Annotated in this window: 20 protein-coding genes; 10 read left to right on the forward strand and 10 right to left on the reverse strand. The window is 70.3% G+C overall.

Annotation, left to right across the window (positions count from 1 at the left end):
• Positions 1 to 89: 89 nt before the first annotated feature.
• Positions 90 to 1589, reverse strand: coding sequence for an IucA/IucC family protein (locus AB0I69_RS09920; RefSeq protein ID WP_363095103.1), 1500 nt, complete (start codon positions 1587 to 1589; stop codon positions 90 to 92).
• A 37-nt stretch (positions 1590 to 1626) separates the two neighbouring features.
• Here AB0I69_RS09920 and AB0I69_RS09925 point away from each other — a divergent pair, with 37 nt between their 5' ends.
• The 3 genes from AB0I69_RS09925 to AB0I69_RS09935 are packed head-to-tail and all read left to right on the forward strand — an operon-like array spanning position 1627 to position 5291.
• On the forward strand, positions 1627 to 3195 hold the full coding sequence (locus AB0I69_RS09925; RefSeq protein ID WP_363095104.1) for an IucA/IucC family siderophore biosynthesis protein: 1569 nt from the start codon (positions 1627 to 1629) through the stop codon (positions 3193 to 3195).
• Between the two features lie 9 nt (positions 3196 to 3204).
• On the forward strand, positions 3205 to 4470 hold the full coding sequence (locus AB0I69_RS09930; protein ID WP_363095105.1) for a VWA domain-containing protein: 1266 nt from the start codon (positions 3205 to 3207) through the stop codon (positions 4468 to 4470).
• The gene (locus AB0I69_RS09935) at positions 4470 to 5291 is read left to right on the forward strand and encodes a hypothetical protein (RefSeq protein ID WP_363095106.1); all 822 of its coding nucleotides are present in this window, start codon (positions 4470 to 4472) and stop codon (positions 5289 to 5291) included. The genes AB0I69_RS09930 and AB0I69_RS09935 overlap by 1 nt, the downstream gene beginning before the upstream one ends.
• Positions 5292 to 5345: 54 nt before the next feature.
• Here AB0I69_RS09935 and AB0I69_RS09940 read toward each other — a convergent pair whose 3' ends face one another.
• Positions 5346 to 5975, reverse strand: coding sequence for a helix-turn-helix domain-containing protein (locus tag AB0I69_RS09940; RefSeq protein WP_363095107.1), 630 nt, complete (start codon positions 5973 to 5975; stop codon positions 5346 to 5348).
• 88 nt (positions 5976 to 6063) lie between these two features.
• On the opposite strand from AB0I69_RS09940, the gene AB0I69_RS09945 reads away from it, so the two are divergent.
• The 5 genes from AB0I69_RS09945 to AB0I69_RS09965 all read left to right on the forward strand — a co-directional run bounded on the left by AB0I69_RS09945 (position 6064) and on the right by AB0I69_RS09965 (position 9633).
• Positions 6064 to 7272, forward strand: coding sequence for a pyridoxal phosphate-dependent aminotransferase (locus AB0I69_RS09945; RefSeq protein ID WP_019061942.1), 1209 nt, complete (start codon positions 6064 to 6066; stop codon positions 7270 to 7272).
• 36 nt (positions 7273 to 7308) lie between these two features.
• Positions 7309 to 7842, forward strand: a complete 534-nt coding sequence (locus tag AB0I69_RS09950) for an HAD domain-containing protein (RefSeq protein ID WP_363095108.1) — start codon at positions 7309 to 7311, stop codon at positions 7840 to 7842.
• A 3-nt stretch (positions 7843 to 7845) separates the two neighbouring features.
• Positions 7846 to 8445, forward strand: a complete 600-nt coding sequence (locus AB0I69_RS09955; RefSeq protein ID WP_363095109.1) for a histidine phosphatase family protein — start codon at positions 7846 to 7848, stop codon at positions 8443 to 8445.
• A gap of 60 nt (positions 8446 to 8505) precedes the next feature.
• Complete coding sequence (locus tag AB0I69_RS09960; RefSeq protein WP_363095110.1) at positions 8506 to 9135, forward strand: hypothetical protein; 630 nt, start codon at positions 8506 to 8508, stop codon at positions 9133 to 9135.
• Between the two features lie 75 nt (positions 9136 to 9210).
• Positions 9211 to 9633 (forward strand): thioesterase family protein, encoded by a 423-nt coding sequence (locus tag AB0I69_RS09965; protein ID WP_363095111.1) that lies wholly within the window; start codon positions 9211 to 9213, stop codon positions 9631 to 9633.
• A gap of 46 nt (positions 9634 to 9679) precedes the next feature.
• Here AB0I69_RS09965 and AB0I69_RS09970 read toward each other — a convergent pair whose 3' ends face one another.
• Positions 9680 to 10543: an NAD(P)H-binding protein gene (locus tag AB0I69_RS09970; protein WP_363095564.1), complete on the reverse strand. Its 864-nt coding sequence runs from the start codon at positions 10541 to 10543 to the stop codon at positions 9680 to 9682.
• An 87-nt stretch (positions 10544 to 10630) separates the two neighbouring features.
• On the opposite strand from AB0I69_RS09970, the gene AB0I69_RS09975 reads away from it, so the two are divergent.
• Both AB0I69_RS09975 and AB0I69_RS09980 read left to right on the forward strand, forming a co-directional pair.
• Positions 10631 to 11434, forward strand: coding sequence for a helix-turn-helix domain-containing protein (locus AB0I69_RS09975; protein ID WP_363095112.1), 804 nt, complete (start codon positions 10631 to 10633; stop codon positions 11432 to 11434).
• Between the two features lie 112 nt (positions 11435 to 11546).
• A complete protein-coding gene (locus AB0I69_RS09980; protein WP_363095113.1) occupies positions 11547 to 12365 on the forward strand; it encodes a chitosanase in 819 nt (272 codons plus the stop codon).
• On the opposite strand, the gene AB0I69_RS09985 is transcribed toward AB0I69_RS09980, so the two are convergent.
• The 7 genes from AB0I69_RS09985 to AB0I69_RS10015 all read right to left on the reverse strand — a co-directional run bounded on the left by AB0I69_RS09985 (position 12350) and on the right by AB0I69_RS10015 (position 18019).
• Positions 12350 to 13714 (reverse strand): nucleobase:cation symporter-2 family protein, encoded by a 1365-nt coding sequence (locus tag AB0I69_RS09985; RefSeq protein ID WP_363095114.1) that lies wholly within the window; start codon positions 13712 to 13714, stop codon positions 12350 to 12352. The genes AB0I69_RS09980 and AB0I69_RS09985 overlap by 16 nt on opposite strands.
• A gap of 229 nt (positions 13715 to 13943) precedes the next feature.
• The gene (locus AB0I69_RS09990) at positions 13944 to 15323 is read right to left on the reverse strand and encodes an 8-oxoguanine deaminase (protein ID WP_363095115.1); all 1380 of its coding nucleotides are present in this window, start codon (positions 15321 to 15323) and stop codon (positions 13944 to 13946) included.
• Positions 15324 to 15427: 104 nt separating this feature from the next.
• Positions 15428 to 16351, reverse strand: a complete 924-nt coding sequence (gene pucL, locus AB0I69_RS09995) for a factor-independent urate hydroxylase (protein ID WP_363095116.1) — start codon at positions 16349 to 16351, stop codon at positions 15428 to 15430.
• A gap of 5 nt (positions 16352 to 16356) precedes the next feature.
• Entirely contained in the window at positions 16357 to 16758 is a 402-nt protein-coding gene (gene uraH, locus AB0I69_RS10000; RefSeq protein ID WP_363095117.1) for a hydroxyisourate hydrolase, read from the reverse strand.
• Positions 16755 to 17273: a 2-oxo-4-hydroxy-4-carboxy-5-ureidoimidazoline decarboxylase gene (gene uraD / locus AB0I69_RS10005; protein ID WP_363095118.1), complete on the reverse strand. Its 519-nt coding sequence runs from the start codon at positions 17271 to 17273 to the stop codon at positions 16755 to 16757. Before uraD ends, uraH begins: the two co-directional genes overlap by 4 nt.
• A gap of 129 nt (positions 17274 to 17402) precedes the next feature.
• A complete protein-coding gene (locus tag AB0I69_RS10010; protein WP_033279482.1) occupies positions 17403 to 17771 on the reverse strand; it encodes a helix-turn-helix domain-containing protein in 369 nt (122 codons plus the stop codon).
• Positions 17768 to 18019, reverse strand: coding sequence for a thiamine-binding protein (locus AB0I69_RS10015; protein WP_078623106.1), 252 nt, complete (start codon positions 18017 to 18019; stop codon positions 17768 to 17770). The genes AB0I69_RS10010 and AB0I69_RS10015 overlap by 4 nt, the downstream gene beginning before the upstream one ends.
• Positions 18020 to 18022: the final 3 nt, after the last annotated feature.

Below are 18022 nucleotides of genomic sequence, written 5' to 3' on the forward strand. Positions count from 1 at the left end.
GTCGCGCCCACGCGGCGGAGCCGCATATCGACACAGCCCCGCGCCCCTTCGGGGCGCTACCGAACCGCAGTCGACTTCACCGGGTCCGCTTAGCCGGCCAGCGGGTTCGGCAGCGGCAGATAACGCGCGTCGGCGCCGTCGGCTCCGGTCCAGCGCAGCAGCAGGTTGGTCTTGCCGGGCAGGGTGGGTGAGGAGAGGAGGGCGGCGACCTCGGGGAGGTCGTGGCGGGCCAGTTCGGCGCGGGCGGCGGGCCAGGGGTCCAGCTTCGGGTGGCGCTCGGCGAGGACTCCGGCGATTTCGATGAGGTGGTTGACGATCAGGCAGTACACCAGCCGCTCCCACCCGGCGGCCCGGTCCACGTCCGCCGGCAGCTTCACGCCCTCCGCGTCCCGGTACAGGGCCTGCACGGGCATTCCGTCGGTGTCGACGGCGACCAGCGTGTTCTGCAGATGCGCTTCGAGTACGACGCCGTGGTCGGCGAAGGCGGTCAGCGCGGGCGGTACGACCTGGCGCAGATATGCCTCCCACCAGGCCGCCGGGTCGGCCGTGGTGTCGAGCGGGTTGCCCTCGAAGCCCTCCACGAGGCCCGCGGCGAGGAGCGGCGTGGTGCCGGGCAGGACATGGCCGTGCAGGCCGTCGCGGACCAGGACGGCGAGTTCCTCGAAGGCGAAGTCGGCGGTGCGGTAGCCGCGGTCGCTCAGCCAGGCCGCAGGGCCGCTCATCGCCGCGAAGGCGTCCTGGACGGCCGTGTCGGTGCGCCGGAGTTTCAGCAGGTCGTGGCGCCACAGGCGGCGTACGTCGTTGGTGATGCGCACATCGAGGCTGAACTTGAGAAACAGGTCGTCGACGGGGCTGTAGAGCGTGCGGATCGCGGCCGTCGGCCAGGCCTCGGTCGCGGTCGTGCCGAGCCGGACGAGCCGGCCGTCCGCGAAGGCCTCCGCGAGGCCGGTGCCGACGAGGTCGAGCTGCCAGGGGTGGGCGGGCAGCAGCCGGTAGCCGGGCGGGGCCTCGGCGAGGGCGTCCAGGGCCGAGGTGTCGCCCTCCTCCACCACCGCGTCCTCGCGCACTCCGAGGAGCACCAGCGGAAAGTGGGCGTACGCCTCGGGGGCGTAGGGCAGCCAGCCCGCGACGGGGCCGCCGCCGCGGGCCTTCGGCGCGGGATGGTAGGGATGGCCGGTGATCAAGGACTGTTCGGAGCGGAGATACGGGTCGTCGGGCGCCGTCGCCCGGTCGCGGGCGGTGAGCAGCGCGGCGACCGCGTCACGGCTGTCCGTCATCTCGGCGGGCAGCTCGTGGTTGGACACCCCGGTGTGCCGGCGCAGTTCTTCGGCGACGAGTTTCACGAGTTCGTCGTGGCCGACGGGGTGCCAGTCGCCGCCCGCGTACACCTCGGGCTCGGCGGGCCGCCGCTCGCCGCGCACCCGCAGCAGCCGGCCGCTGCCCGGCAGCCGGTACACCCGACGCTCCCCGGTGTCCGGGAGCGGCTGGGCCACCTCCCGCAACAGGCAGTTGAGCAGGGGCGCGGTCGCGTACGCGTCGGCGCGCTCCGCCATGTCGTCGCCCGGGGGTGTGAAGTCGACGCGATCCATTCGTTCCCTAAGTCCGTGTCCTTCGATCGCGATCAGTATGTCTCTCGTCGTCACCGACCATGACGCCCCGTCCGCACCCGAGGAGTCGACCGTGGACCGTCCCCCGCTTCCCGAGGCCGAGGTCGCCGAGGAACTCGCCGTCGTACGGCCTGACCTCCTGCAACGGTACGCGGCCGAACTGCCCGGTGCCCGAGCCGCGGTGCTGACACGGCTGTGGCGGGCGCTCGCCCACGAACCGCTGCCGTGGATCGTCGGCCGGACGCCCGGCCTTGTCCTGCGCCTTGCCGACGGCCGTTCGCTGCACGGGCCGCGCGCCGATCCGTACGCGACCGGTGCGTACGTCACCGTCGTCCACCTGGGCAGCGTGCCCTACGACGATCCGGCGCGCCTGATGACCGATCTGGCCGTGCCGCACGGGACCGCATTCGCGGCCGAACTCGGGCACAGCGTCGCCTCGTTGGCGCTGTCCCGGGCCAACCAGCCCGCCCACTCGGAGGGCTGGCCGGCGATCGACTGGGAGTGGGAACAGCGGATCGTCGACGGACACCCCTTCCACCCCAACTGCCGTTCCCGGCCCGGGTTCTCGGTGGCCGAGCAGCTCGCGTACGGTCCCGAGCACCGGCCCGTGGTGGCCCTCGGGTCGCTGCCGGTGCGGGTGGACGAGTGTCTGGTGACGGGGGTGTGGCCGGGCGAAATGCGGGACGGGGGGCGGCTGTTGATCCCGGTGCACCCGTGGCAGGCGGCGCATGTGCTGAAGCGGGCCGGGGACGGTCCGGTGGACGCGCGTCCGCTGATGTCCCTGCGGACCCTCGCCCTGCCGGACGGGCCGCACATCAAGACCGCGCTGAGCGCCCGGCTGACGTCCTCGGTGCGGGACATCTCCGTCTACTCGATCGGTCTCTCGGCGACGTTGTCCGCGTTCGGGGAGACGCTGGCGGCGCGCTCGGACGGCCTGTTGCACGTCACCCGCACCTTGGGCGCCGTGACGGCCGACTCGCCCGACCTCGCCGCCGTACTGCGCGAGTCGCCGCAGACGTACGCGGACACGGAAGCGGGCGAGCGGGTCCTGCCGGTGGCCGCCCTCGCCGTCACCGACCTGCCCCGATCGCCCGCCTGGCTGGCCGAGTTCACGCGCCTCGCCCTCGTCGTCTGTCTGCGGCTGCTGGAGTCCGGTGTGGCCCTGGAGGCACACGGTCAGAACCTGCTGGTGGTGCTGGACCGGACGGGTGCCCCCGTGCGCCTGGTCTACCGCGATCTCGCCGACATTCGCGTCAGCCCCAAGCGCCTTGCCCGGCACGGGATTCCGGTGCCCGACCTGAGCGGACGCATCGTCACCGACGACGAAGTCACCCTGCGCCGCAAGCTGTTCGGGTCTCTCATCGCGGGAGCACTCGCGGGTACGGCGGGTTCCGGTACGGCACTCAGGGCGGCGCTCGCGGCGGTCGTACCGGATCTGCCCCGGACGCCGGACCTCGTGGCGCTGCTCCAAGAGCCGCTGCCGAGCAAGGCGTTGACGCTGATGCGGCTGTCGCCGGAGCTTCCCGGGGACCAGTGGACCGGGCTGCCGAACCCGCTCGTTTTGGAGCCCGGTCCATCTGATCAATAGGATCCGGCGATGATCACAAGACAACGGCTGGCGGCGGGGATCTGTGCCCTGCTCGCCACCCTCACGGCCGGGGTCGCCTTCCCCGCCGGAGCGGTCGCCGACGAGACGGACTCCACGGCCTCCCCCAAGGTCGAACTCGTGCTGGACGTCAGCGGTTCCATGAGCGCCAAGGACATGGATGGCGGCTCGCGGATGGCAGCGGCGAAGCAGGCGTTCAACGAGGTGCTCGACGCGACACCCGAGGAAGTGCAGCTCGGCATCCGCACGTTGGGCGCCAACTACCACGGCAACGACCGGAAGACGGGCTGCAAGGACACCGCGCAGCTGTACCCGGTGGGCACCCTGAACCGCACCGAGGCCAAGACCGCGGTGGCGACGCTCACGCCCACCGGCTGGACGCCGATCGGCCCCGCGCTGCTGAAGGCGGCGGACGATCTGAACGGCGGTGACGGCACCCGCCGTATCGTCCTGATCAGCGACGGCGAGGACACCTGCCAGCCGCTGGACCCGTGCGAGGTGGCCCGCGAGATCGCGGCCAAGGGCATCGGCCTGACCATCGACACGCTGGGCCTGGTGCCGGACGCCAAGACCCGCGACCAGCTCAGCTGCATCGCGGACGCGACCGGCGGCACGTACACCTCCGTGCAGCACAAGGAGGAACTCTCCGACCGTGTCGGCCAGTTGGTGGACCGCGCCGCCGACCCGGTGGTGACCCCGGTCGCCACCGAGGGCACCGCGCAGTGCACCAGCGCCCCGACCCTCAAGTCCGGTCTGTACACGGACCGCGAGGAGTTCGGCAAGCAGCGCTTCTACCGCGTGGACGTCAACCCCGGCCAGGAACTGCGCGCTTCGGTGAGCGTGGGCGCCGACCGTGAAGTCAACCCGGACTACGGGGTGTTGCTGCGCGCGGTCACCGTGCACGGCCGCGAGATCGTACGCGGCGAGGGCACGGGCAACGGCCGTACGGACGTCATCTCCACCGGCCTGCGCTACCCGAAGGCCGAGAGCGACGACGACAACGCCCCGGCCGAGACCGTGTGTCTCCAGGTCACCAACTCCTTCTCGGCCGTCTCCGGGGTGAAGACCACCCCCGGTCTGCCCCTCGAACTCACCGTCGACGTCGTGGACGGACCCAGCAAGGCGAGCGACGTGGCCTCCTTCGGCCTCGGCCGCGGCTGGTGGCTCCTCGGCGCCCTCGTGCTGACCGGCTTCGTGGCGGGTCTGCTCTGGGGCTGGGTGTCCCGTTGGCGTCTCGCGGTCTGGAGGACCAACTGATGCGGATCACACGCGTGTTGAGCACGGCCCTGCTGCTGGCGGGGCTGGCCGCGGGACCCGCGGTGGCGGACTCCTCGCCCTCGGCGAGCCCCTCCTCCTCCGACGACAGCTCGGCCCCCACCCAGGCCGGCACCTCCTTCCGTACGGCGACGGAACTCGACCAGGGCCAACAGGCCACCGCGAGCGGCTCCACAGGTGACTACCTGTACTGGTCGTTCGCCGCGGACGCCGGCCAACGCCCCACCGTCAAGGCGACGGTGAAGCTGCCGGAGACGCACGCTGGCGAGACCTGGCAGCTCGACGTCTACGACGGGCTGCGGCGCCGCCAGGCCTGCCAGTACGGGGCCGCGACGCGCACCGCCGCGCAGGACGCGACCTCCCTGGACCTGGCGTGCACGCTGCGTACCGTCCGTGCCTGGTCGGAGACCTGGGCCAACGATCCGCTGCCGGGCACGTACTACGTCCGGCTGACGGTCGTGGATCTCCCGTCCTCGGACCTGGGTCTCCCGGTGAGCACCGAGCTGCGGGTGGACTCCAAGGACATCGGTGGTTCGGCGGCGGTGGACGGTTCGCTGGCGCAGCCGCTGACGCCGGGGATCGCGGTCAAGTCGACGTCTAATGACGACAGTTCGTCGTCCTCGTCCTCGACCTCGGCCGCGCTGTCCAGCATCGAGCCGGACGGCGGCTGGTCGTCCGGCTGGTGGTCCGACCGCTGGGTGTGGACGGGTGTGGGTGGCGTGCTCGCCGCGCTCGCGGGGATCGGCGGCTACGCGCTCACGCGCGGGTCGGGACAACCCAGGCGGGTTCCGCCCACTGTGTGACGGTTCATCAGAAGGCCCGCTCCTGGCGGGCCTTCTGCCGTTTCAGGCCGCGTCTCACCCCTCCCGCAGCGCCTTCGCGAGCGTGCCCTCGCCGCTCACCTCGGCACGTCCGGCACGCACCGCGTCGGGAAGGCTCAACTCTCCCTGGGCGACGGCCGTGCAGGTGTCGACACCGAGCACCAGCCGAGCATCCGGCTCCCGGGGCGCAGGCCCTTCGCCGTAGACAGGCCCATCCCCCTCCGCCCCCACCCACAGATGGAACTCCCCCTCCTCCAGCCGGACTTCGACCAGCCCCTCGCCCTCCAGCGCGCGCAGCAACGGCAGCGCGAACCAGTGCGCACGCACCGCGTCCGTCGGCCGCCGCTCCCCCAGCTCGGGCGCGCCCCACGCACCGAGGGCTTGCAGCACGGGCAGCAACTCCCGCCCCCGGCCGGTGAGTTCGTAGACGTAGGCGGCACCCGGAGGCAGCAGCCGCCTACGGGTCGTCAACCCGTCCCGCTCCATGTCCTTCAGCCGTGAGGCGAGTACGTCCGTGCTGACACCCGGGAGATCCGCGTGCAGGTCCGTGTAACGGCGCGGGCCGGCGAGGAGTTCGCGGACGATCAGCAGGGTCCAGCGGTCGCCGACGAGGTCGAGCGCCCGGGCCGCGGAACAGTACTGGTCGTAGCTTCGGCGAGGTGACATGCGACGCAGTCTAGACATGTTGTTGGACTTTCCAAGCTCACACTTGGTAAAACCAAGCAACACACGAACCCGATGGGGCGAGGGCGCAATGGAGTTCCGGCAGTCGAGCAAGCTCAGCGAGGTCTGTTACGAGATCCGCGGTCCGGTGATCGAGCACGCCAACGCACTGGAGGAGGCGGGCCACAGCGTCCTGCGCCTGAACACCGGCAACCCCGCGCTCTTCGGCTTCGAGGCGCCCGAGGAGATCATCCAGGACATGATCCGGATGCTCCCCCAGGCCCACGGCTACACGGACTCGCGCGGCATCCTCTCGGCCCGCCGCGCGGTCGCCCAGCGCTACCAGACCCTGGGCCTCGAAGTCGACGTGGACGACGTGTTCCTGGGCAACGGCGTCTCCGAGCTGGTCTCCATGGCCGTACAGGCACTGCTGGAGGACGGCGACGAAATCCTCATCCCCGCCCCGGACTTCCCGCTGTGGACGGCGGTGACGACCCTCTCCGGCGGCAAGGCGGTCCACTACCTCTGCGACGAACAGGCCGACTGGTACCCGGACTTGGACGACATGGCGGCGAAGATCACCGACCGCACCAAGGCCGTCGTCATCATCAACCCGAACAACCCCACCGGCGCCGTCTACCCCAAGGAGATCATCGAGGGCATCCTCGACCTCGCCCGCCGCCACGGCCTGATGGTCTTCGCCGACGAGATCTACGACCAGATCCTCTACGACGACGCCGTGCACCACTCGGCCGCCGCGCTCGCCCCCGACCTGGTCGTCCTCACCTTCTGCGGCCTGTCGAAGACGTACCGCGTGGCAGGCTTCCGCTCGGGCTGGCTGGTGGTGACGGGCCCGAAGCAGCACGCCAAGAACTACCTGGAGGGCCTGACGATGCTGGCCTCCATGCGGCTGTGCCCCAACGCGCCCGCGCAGTACGCCATCCAGGCCGCGCTCGGCGGCCGTCAGTCCATCCGCGACCTGACGGTCCCCGGCGGGCGACTGCACGAACAGCGCAACGTGGTGTGGGAAAAGCTCAACGAGATCCCGGGGGTCTCCTGCGTGAAGCCGAAGGGCGCCCTGTACGCGTTCCCTCGCCTCGACCCGAAGGTCCACAAGATCCACGACGACGAGAAGTTCGTCCTGGACCTCCTGCTCCGGGAGAAGATCCAGGTCGTCCAGGGCACGGGCTTCAACTGGCCGACCCCCGACCACTTCCGCATCCTCACGCTGCCGTACGCGGACGACCTGGAGGCGGCGATCGGGCGGATCGGGCGGTTCCTGGGCGGATATCGGCAGTAACAGATATCCGCGCGTCGCCCTGGGTAGCTCCTCCGCATGACGGACCGCCCCCTGCTGCTCCTCGATGTCGACGGCCCCCTCAACCCGTACGGCGCCCGGTTCCTGCGCCACCGCGGCTATGTCACCCACCGGCTGTGGCCGACGAACTGGTCCGCCCGGCAGCAGCCCGGCTCCCGGCGACTGCGGCGCGGGCTGCGGGTGCGCCTGCACCCGGGGCACGGCGAGCGAATACTGGCGCTGCCGTACGAGCCGGCCTGGGCCACCACCTGGATGCACCAGGCCAACGAGCTGATCGCACCGGCGGTCGGGCTCCCCGGCGACCTGCCGGTGATCGAGTTCACCCAGCTGTTCGCCAAGGCCCCGGACGGCCTCTACTGGAAGACCCGCCAGATCGTCGCCTGGGCGGCCGGGCGCCCCTTCGTCTGGGTCGACGACCTGGTCACCGACCTGGACGTACGGCATGTCGAGGCACAACATGACGGGCCGGCGCTCCTCCTCAAGGTGGACCCGCGCAGGGGTCTACGGGAGGGCGATTTCGCGACGTTGGAGCAGTGGGCCCATAGCCTGTGAGGTATGGGTGATCTTTTCCTCGTACGGCACGGAGAGACCGAATGGTCCCGGTCGGGGCGGCACACCGGCTGGACCGATGTCCCGCTGACCGCGAAGGGGCGGGAGGAGGCGCGCGGGCTGGTGCCGCTGATCCGTTCGCACCGGGTCGGCGCCGCGTTCGTCAGCCCCTTGCAGCGCGCGCGGGAGACCGCCGAGCTGATCGGGCTGACCGACGTACGGATCGATGTGGATCTGCGGGAGTGGGACTACGGCGGGTACGAGGGGATCACGACCGTCGAGATCCAGCGCACCCGGCCGGACTGGTTCCTGTTCACCGACGGGGTCGCGCCCGGGCCGCCCGACCATCCCGGGGAGAGCCCAGAGCAGGTGGGCCAGCGCGCCGACCGCGTGCTGTCCGAGGTGGACGCGGCGCTCGCCAACACCGAGGGCGTTGTCGTCCTGGTGGCGCACGGCCACTTCCTGCGGGTGCTCACCGCGCGGTGGCTGGGTCTGGCGCCGTCGAAGGGCGCGCTCTTCCAGCTCGCGACCGGGACGCTGTGCCGGCTCAGCACGGAGCACGGGCGGCCGGTCATCGCCGCATGGAATGTCAGACCCCCGTCGTAGCCTTCGAATGGAGGGCACATACGACATCTCGGTGGACCGACGAACGGAGAGGAGCACGCCGTGACACGACCGCCGACCGCCGCGCAACGGCGTGTCATCGACGCCGCCGATCCCGTCACCGGACGGCTGCGGGGTACGGAGGCGCAGCTCGCCGCGCTGGTGAAACGGGAGCTCGCGTTCCGGCATCCGCGGCCACCGCACGACCACTTTCTGACGCCTGCGGGGCATCGCATACGGGAGTCCGCGCCGGAGGTTCCCGAGCCGGTCGTGGCAACCCCTGCGACCGCCGGCGTGTTCGCCGCGCGTATCGGCGGTGAGGACGTGACGGGCGACGGTCCGGCCCGCACGCGTGAGGTGCACAGCGCCTGGCAGGGGTTGCTGGAGCTGCGCCGGATGACGAACCCGGACGGTTCCGTGGAGCGGCCGTGCGGCTGGGAGCGGACGCATCTGGTGCAGGCCGCCGCGCTCGCCCTGGAGGCCGCAGGGCACCGGCCCGCCACGGGACAGGATGCGGAGGGCTACCGGGTGCGCGTGACCCCGCAGCCCGAGGCGGTCGCCGTGCGCGAGCCGGACGGGGAGGCGTTGCGCGCCTGCGCGGGGACGCTGGAGCGGGCGGGCTGGCAGGTGAGCGAGCACAAGGAGCCGCGTACGGGGGCGAGTTATCTGCTTGCCTCGCCGCGACGGACGTGAACGGACCCGACCGGACCTGACGGGCATGCCAAGATCGGTGCGGCAGATCGTCCATCAGTGCGAGAAGGGAACGCAGTGAGCGAGCCGTTTTCCGTCCCGGTGACCGTCCGCGGATACGAGACCGACAGCCTGGGACACCTCAATCAGAGCGTGTACCTCCAGTACGCGGAGCATGCCCGCTGGGCGCTGTTGCAGGCCGCGGGAGTGGGCCAGGCCGAGTTGCTCGCCCAGGGAATCGGGCCGATAGTCCTGGAGACGACCATCCGCTATCTCCGCGAACTGCGCGCGGGCGAGGACGTCGAGGTGAGCTGCGCCTTCGAGTGGGGCGAGGGCAAGACGTTCCGGGTTCTGCAGACGATCACCAAGACGGACGGCACGGTGTCCGCCGAGGCCGTGTCGGTCGGCGGACTGCTGGACCTCGAAAAGCGCAGGCTGGTCGCACAACCACGGGAGTTCTTCGAGCGGTTGACCACCGATCCGGGCCTGTTCGGGATCTGAACCGGGGCCACCGGGACTGACGCCCCGGTCCCCGCCCCCGCCGAGGTCACCCCTCCCCGAACGCCGCCCTGTGGTCCTGGGCCCACTCCCGGAAAGTCCGCGCCGGACGGCCCAGGACCTCCCGTACGTCATCGGTGACGACCTCGTTGCCGCCCTCCCGGACGAACTCCCTGCTGATCTCGGAGGCGTCGACGAACGTGTCGCTGTAGCCCAGCCCGAGCAGATACACGCGGGCCTCGGCCGAGGAGAGGCCGCGCACCTCGACCGGACGCCCGAGGGTCTCGGCGAGCACGGCTGCCTGGTTCGGAACGCTGAGCACCTCGGGGCCGGTCAGCGTGTACGTCCGGCCCGAGTGGCCCGCGTCGAGCAGGGCGGCCACCGCCACCTCGGACACGTCACGCGGATCGACCACTCCCTGGCCGCCGTCGCCGCTCGTGTTCGGTACCGGGCTGCCCGCCCGCAGGGATGCCGCCCAGCCGAGCGTGTTGGTGGCGAAGGCCGAGGGGCGCAGGATCGTCCACTCCAACTCACTGTCCCGCACGGCCTGTTCACCGGGTACGTGCCAGGTGCCGACCGGTCCGACGGCCGGGTTGCCGGCGCCGATACCGGAGAGCTTGACGATCCGGCGCACGCCCGCCGCCCGTGCCGCCTCGACGAGGCCGCGATCGTGCCCGCCGTCGTCCGGTCCGAACACCCCGACGAGGAAAGCGACTTCGGCGCCGGTCATCGCCGCCTCCACCGAGGCCCGGTCGGCGTGATGGCCCCGCGCCGCCTCAACTCCCTCCGGAAACAGGGCCTTTTCAGGGGTCCGGGTCAGAGCGCGCACCTTCTCACCGCGCGCCGCGAGTTGTCGTACGACTTCACTGCCGATGGTGCCCGTGGCACCCGTGACGAGGATCATGGCCACCACAGTGGGCGGGGAAGCGGCCTTGGTTCTAGGAGATTCCGGCACGTTCGGGGACCGTCTTCGGACCGGTGGCGCGCTTACCGTGGAGGGGTGACGAACGCCTTGTCCGAGCGGGCCGTGCCCCTGCCCGACGAACTGCGCCCCTGGATCGCGCGCGTCGGCGCCCTGCGGCTCGACGCCATGCCGAAGGAGCCGTTCGTGCATCTTCCGGACGCGGACACGAAGGTGGTCGTGCGGGTTGAAGGGAGCGGCCGTCGCAGCATCCTTGTCGTCGGGCCGCGCGTCCGGGCCACGTATCACGCGGGCAAGCCTCTCGTGTCCTGTGTGGAGGTGCGGCTGGCGCCGGGCACGACGTTGCCGCTGCTGGGCGTTCCGGCGGTCGACCTGGTCGGCCGGGCGGTGTCCCTGGGTGACCTGCCCGACCGGAAGGCCCGCCAACTCGCCGACGAACTCCGCTGGTTGGATCCCGACCCCGAGCGGACGGTGGAGCGGCTCGCGGAGGTGCTCCCCGCGCGGCTCACCGCCGTGGCGGACTCCTCGCGCACGGAACTCGTACGGGCCGGCGTCGACGCGATGTCGATCCGCACCGGACACCTTCCCGGCCCGGTGCCCGACGTGGCCCGCGAACTCGCCGTCAGCGAACGGCAGTTGCGCAACCTGTTCGCCGAGGGGGTCGGCCTCTCCCCCAAGCACTACGCCCGCATCAACCGCGTCCGCGCCGTGCTGGCCCACGCCACCGAACTCTCCTGGGCCCAACTCGCCACCGCCACCGGCTACTACGACCAGTCCCACATGACATCCGACTTCCGCGCCCTGATGGGTGTGCCACCCCGGTCGTACTTCACGGGACGGCTCCCGGCGGCCATGCCCTGCCAGTCGGTCCGGCGCGGCTGAACGCGGAATTCACAGTGCCCTGCTAACGCCACCCCACGGCTCTCCCAAGTTGACGCGCGAGTCTCAGCTGCCTTTCACAGTTGACGAGTACCGCGCCCGCCTTGGAGATGACGTGCCGTTCTTCCGAAGAAAAGCCGCCCGCCGCACCCTGCTCGCAGCCTTCGGTACGGCGGCGATCGCGAGCCAGTGGCCGTCCGCGGACGCCTCCACGTCGGGTGGGGCGGGGCTCGACACCCCGGCGAAGAAGGACATCGCGATGCGGCTGGTGTCGAGCGCGGAGAACTCCTCCCTGGACTGGGAGGCGCAGTACCCGTACATCGAGGACATCGGCGACGGCCGCGGCTACACCGCCGGGATCATCGGTTTCTGCTCCGGTACCAGCGACATGCTGGCGCTCGTCGAGCTGTACACGAAGCGGGCTCCGGACAACGTCCTCGCCGGCTATCTGCCCGCGCTGCGCGCCGTGAACGGCACCGACTCCCACAAGGGACTGGCCCCGGGCTTCCCGGCAGCGTGGCGGAAGGCCGCGAGGACGTCCGCCGCGTTCCGCAAGGCGCAGCGCGACGAGCGGGACCGCGGCTACTTCGACCCGGCCGTCGCGCGCGCCAAGAGGGACGGGGTGGGCACGCTCGGCCAGTTCGTCTACTACGACGCGATGGTCATGCACGGCCCGGGCACGGACGCCGTCTGCTTCGGCGGCATCCGCGCCCGGGCCCGCAGGCACGCCGACACACCGGCGGACGGCGGGAACGAGACGACGTATCTCGACGCGTTCCTCGACGCCCGCGTCTGGGCGATGAAGCAGGAGGCGGCGCACAGCGACGTGACCCGAGTCGAGACGGCCCAGCGGGTGTTCCTGAAGAAGGGCAACCTCGACCTGGACACACCGCTCAAGTGGAAGGTGTACGGGGACAGTTACGAGATCGGCTGACCGGCGAGGGGTACGGCCTCGGTCGTGCCCGTGACCTGTGCGCGGGCCCGGCCGAGGTGGTTGAAGACCAGGTTCAGCGCCACCGCGGCCACGCAGCCCGTGGAGATGCCCGAGTCGAGGACGATCCGCACGGTCTGCGGGAAGGCGTGGTAGAAGTCCGGCGCCGTGATCGGGATGATGCCGACGGCCAGCGAGACCGCCACGATCAGGATGTTGTCGCCGTGCTCCAGGCCCGCCCTGACGAGGGTCTGGATGCCGCTCGCGGCGACCGAGCCGAACAGGACCACGCCCGCTCCGCCCAGTACCGGGCGCGGTACGACGGCGATGAGCGACGCGGCCATCGGGCACAGGCCCATCAGCACCAGGAAGCCGCCGCCGGTGGCGACGACGTACCGGCTGCGGATGCGGGTCATGGCGACGAGGCCGATGTTCTGGGCGAAGGCGCTGCACATGAAGCCGTTGAAGAGGGGGCTGAGAGCCGAGCCGAGAGTGTCGGCGCGCAGGCCGGCGGTGATGGTCGCCTCGTCCGCCGGGCGTTCGACGATCTCGCCCAACGCCAGCATGTCCGCGGTGGATTCGGTCATCGAGACCACCATCACCACGCACATCGAGATGATCGCGGCGAGCTGGAACTGGGGTGCGCCGAAGTGGAACGGGGTCGGGAAGCCGATCACGTCCGCGTCCGCGACGGGGCTGAAGTCCGTTACGCCGAAGGGGATCGCGAGGAGCGTGCCGATCAACAGGCCGAGGAGCACGGCTATTTGCTTCACGAAGCCGCGCGTGAAACGACGGAGGACCAGGACGACGACGAGCGTGGCGGCGGCGAGGCCCAGGTACGTCCGCGAACCGTAGTCGTGTGCCGAGGGGTCCGGTCCCTGCGCCCAGCCGAAGGCAACGGGCAGCAGGGACACGCCTATCAGCGTGATCACGGTGCCGGTGACGACCGGCGGGAAGAAGCGCACCGCCTTGCTGAAGAAGCGGGCGGCGAGGAAGCCGAGGAGTCCGGCGACGATCACCGCGCCGAAGATGACGGGCAGCGCGTCGGACTTGTCCTTGGTGGAAGCCGCGATCGCGGTCATCGGAGCGACTCCGGCGAAGGTCACGCCGTTGACGAAGGGCAGCCGGGCGCCGATCTTCCAGATCCCGAGGGTCTGCAGGAAGGTGGCGAGGCCGGCGGTGAAGAGGCAGGCGCCGGTGAGGAAGGTGAGTTCGGTGCCGGAGAGGCCGACGGCCGCCCCGACGATGAGCGGCGGGGCGACGACGCCCGCGTACATGGCGGCCACGTGTTGCAGTCCCGTGGTGGCCATTTTGAGTGCGGGGAGTTTTTCGTCGACGGGGTGGGCGGTCACGGCGGTTCCTCCGGGTCAGCTAACACGTCGGCTCTGACGTGGGTTTCATGGAGGTGGTGCGCGGTCGTGCGGGACCGAGGGACGGAACTCGACAAAAGGGGTAAATAAGGCCGTTCCGGGGCGCACACAACCATGCACGCCCCGGCCGCGGCCACCGATCGAGGGCCGTCCCCCTCGACCGGAGATCTTCAACTCAGCGACGCCGTACGGCGATTCATGCTGAGCGTGGTCAGCCCTGCGCGGCGATCCGCGCCAGGCGCTGGGCTTCCTCCCGCGTGGAGCGGGCGATCGCGTCCTCGTCGACGTGCAACAGCCGGTTGTCCTCGACGATCTGACGACCGTTCACGAACGAGGCCGTGACGGGGGCTGCCGCACCGAAGACCAGCGCGGTCACCGGGTCGGCGATCGAGGCGTGCGCGAGGGTGTCCAGGTTCCACAGCACCAGGTCGGCCAGCTTGCCCGGCTCCAGGGAGCCGATCTCGCCTGCCCGGCCCAGGACTTGGGCGCCGCCGTACGTTCCGAGGCGCAGCGCCTGGCGGGCGTTCAGGGCTGCTTCGCGGTGGGCGCCGAGGCGGTTGATGAGGAGCGCGTTGCGCAGCTCGGTGTGGAGTTCGCCGGACTCGTTCGAGGCGGTGCCGTCGACGCCGAGGCCGACGGGGACGCCGGCGGCGAGCATGTCGGGGACGCGGGCGATACCGGCCGCGAGCCGGGCGTTGGACGAGGGGCAGTGGGCGACACCGGTCTTCGTCCGGGCGAAGGCGGCGATGTCGGAGTCGTTCATGTGGACGCAGTGCGCCATCCACACGTCCGCGCCGAGCCAGCCGGTGGACTCGAAGTAGTCGGTCGGGCCCATGCCGAACAGTTCCTTGCAGAACTGCTCCTCCTCGACCGTCTCCGAGCCGTGCGTGTGCAGCCGTACGCCGAGCCGGCGGGCCAACTCGGCGCCCTGCCGCAGGAGTTCGGTCGACACGGAGAACGGTGAGCAGGGGGCCACGGCCACCTGGGTCATCGCGTCGAAGGAGGCGTCGTGGTGCTCCCGTACCGTCGCCTCGGTCGCGGCGAGGGCGCCCTCCAGGGTCTCGACGGCGAAGTCCGGGGGCAGGCCACCGTCCTTCTCGCTGCGGTCCATGGAGCCGCGGGCCAGCGTGAAGCGGACGCCCATCTCGCGGGCTGCGCCGATGATGGCGCCGGAAAGGTCGCCGGAGCCCTGCGGGAAGACGTAGTGGTGGTCCATCGCGGTGGTGACACCGCCGCGGGCCATCATCGCGAGGGAACCCTGCGCGGCGGCGCGGACCATCTGCTCGTCGATGCGCGCCCAGGTCGGGTACAGCGCGACGAGCCAGTCGAAGAGGTTGTGGTCGGTGGCCAGACCCCGGGTGATCCACTGGTAGAAGTGGTGGTGGGTGTTGACCAGGCCGGGGGTCACCAGGTGACCGGACGCGTCGATCCGTCGTACGACGTTCTCCAGGCCCTCGGGGGCCCGGCCCGCGCCGAGGGACTCGATGCGGTTGCCGGCGACGACCACATATCCGTTCGCGTACTCCGTGTCGGCGGCGTCGACGGTCGCGATCGAACAGTTCTCGATGACGATGCGCTGAGTTGCTGCCATGGTTCGTCCTATTCACTGTGTGGAATGGGCACGGCAGGACCCTGGGATTTGAGTACCGCGGCCCGCGCTGGAGGGCGGACCACGGGTGCCGCAAAGGGAGTTGCTCAGAGGTTGGTGAGATCCACCGGGATCTTCGGCTCGCAGCCGTCCCGCAGGATCGTCGCCTCGATCAGGCCGTAGGGCCGGTCGGCGGCGAAGTACACCTCATTCTCGTTCTTCAGCCCGAACGGCTCCAAGTCCACAAGGAAATGGTGCTTGTTGGGGAGGGAGAAGCGGACCTCGTCTATCTCGCTGCGGTTGTTGATGATCCGCGAACCCATTTGGTACAGGGTCTGCTGGAGGGACAGCGAGTACGTCTCGGCGAAGGCCTGGAGCATGTGCTTCTTCACCTGCTCGTAGGACTTCTCCCAACTCGGCATCTTCTGCTCGTCGTCGGACCAGTTGAAGCGCCAGCGGGCGGAGACCTGGGTGGCCAGGATGCGGTCGTAGGCCTCGGGGAGGGTCGTGTACTTGTCCTTGACGTAACCCCAGAACTCGGAGTTGGTCGAGTTCATCACGACCAGGTCCTTCAGCCCGGATATGACCTCCCACGACTCACCGTCGTAGGTGATCTGCGTGACCCGGGTCTCCTGCCCCTTCCGTACGAAGGAGTGCTTGACCTCGTCGGCCCCGATGAACTGGGAGTTGGCGTCGGAGGCGTCGATCCGCTCCCACGCGTACTCCTCGATGCGGATGCGCGCGGTCTTGATCGGCTCCTGGCTGGTCACGAAGTGCCGGGCGAGGTGGATGCCGAACTGCTCGGCGGACTCGATGCCGTGCTCCTTGGCGAACGCGTACACCGTGTTCTTGGTGGTGTCGGTCGGCAGCACGTTGGCGTTCGAGCCGGAGTAGTGGACCTCGTCCATGTCGCCGCTCAGCGACACGGACACGTTGAGGTCCTTGATGTGATGGGTGGCGCCGTCCCGCGTGATCTTGACGACTCGGTTCTCGGCCTTGCCGTACTGGTTCTGTCCAAGAATCGTGGGCATGTCTGCTAGCTCCCTCGGTAAACGGAGTAGCCGAACGGGTTGAGCAGCAGCGGTACGTGGTAGTGCTCGCCGGGCTTCACGGCGAAGGTGATCGCCACTTCCGGGAAGAACACTCCGGTCGTCGCACCGCTGTCCCGATTCGCGGGGGCGTCCTGCTGCGCATCGGCTTGCTTCTTTTCGAAATACGGCTCTACGGCGAAGTCGAGCCGTACGTGTGTGGTGCCCTCCGGCAGTGCGGGGAGGTCCTTGCACCGCCCGTCCGCGTCGGTGGCGGAACCTCCGAGCGGCTGCCACTCCCCCAACGGGCCGCTGCGGGCGGCGAGTTGGACGGCGACGCCCTCGGCGGGGCGGCCGACCGAGGTGTCCAGGATGTGCGTGGACACCGAGGCGGTGGTGCTGGTGCTCATGCTCGGGCTTCCTCTTCGACGATGCGGGCGAGCCGGATGCGGTTGATCTTGCCCAGCTCGGTGCGGACGATCTCCCGTTCCTGCTCGGGCGAGTTGCCGATCCGCTCCTTGACCGCGTCGCGCATCTGCTCGCCGGTCCGGCCGGTGGCGCAGATCAGGAAGACATGGCCGAACGTCTCCTGGTACGCCAGGTTGAGATCGAGCATCTCCGCCCTGAGGTCCTCGGAGGCGCCCGCCATGCCGCGCTGTTCGCGGGCAGAGGTGGGGTCGCCGGGCTTGGGACGGCCGATCGGCGGGTGGCCGGCCATCGCCTCGGCCAGGTCCTCGGCGGTCAGGTCCGCCATCGCGGCATCGCTCGCGGTGTAGAGGTCCTCGGGACCGGCGTACGGGCGGGCGGCGAGCAGTCGCCGGGCCCACGCCGTGGAGGCACACGCCTCAAGGAGAGCGGCGAAGGCCGCGTGCTCCTCCAGGACGTTGAACCGGGCGAGGCCCGGCGGCGTGGAAGTCGACGTCACGGGAGCCTCCGTGGCCTTGTGCTGAACGGGCTGTCCAGTAGCTAACGCCCTCGACAACATCACGTCAACACTTTGTTGAAAATTCCGGGTAACAACCGGGCGCGGTGGCTCAGGCGCCCCTCTCGCGGTTCAGGCGTCCTTCTCGCGATTGAGGTAGTTGTACACGGTGAACCGGCTGACCCCGAGAGCGCTCGCGACGGTCTCCACGCCGTGCCGTACCGAGAAGGCGCCGCGCGCCTCCAGTATCCGTACGACCTCCTGCTTGGCCTTGCGGTCGAGGTCCGCGAGGGGCTTGCCCTTCTTGCGTTCCATGGCGGCCAGGATGTGATCCAGCGAGTCCGCGAGCTGCGGCAGCCGTACGGCGACCACGTCGGCGCCCTCCCAGGCGAGCACGACGTCGTCGGGGCCGGCCTCGTCGGGCGGGAGCATCTCGCCGCCCATGGCGTCGACCAGCGGCTTCACGGCCGTGATGAACGGCTCGTCCCCGATGCCGGTCACCGGTCACCCTCGCCGATCACGTTGAGCTGGAGCGAGACCCGGGTGGCGCCGGCCTCCAGGGTCCTGCGCAGCAGGGCGTCGACGGCGGTGAGCACCGCGTCGGTGCCGCCCTCGGCCGTGTTGCCGAACGGCCCCACATCCACGGAGTCCAGCTCCGCCGCCTCGATGACCTCCCTGGCGACCACCGCATGCGCGGGCGCCTCGTCGAGGTCGAAGGGCTCTGTCGTGAACTCCACTCGCAATCGCACGGG

It is taken from the genome of Streptomyces sp. NPDC050508, assembly GCF_040655155.1.
Lineage (GTDB): Bacteria > Actinomycetota > Actinomycetes > Streptomycetales > Streptomycetaceae > Streptomyces.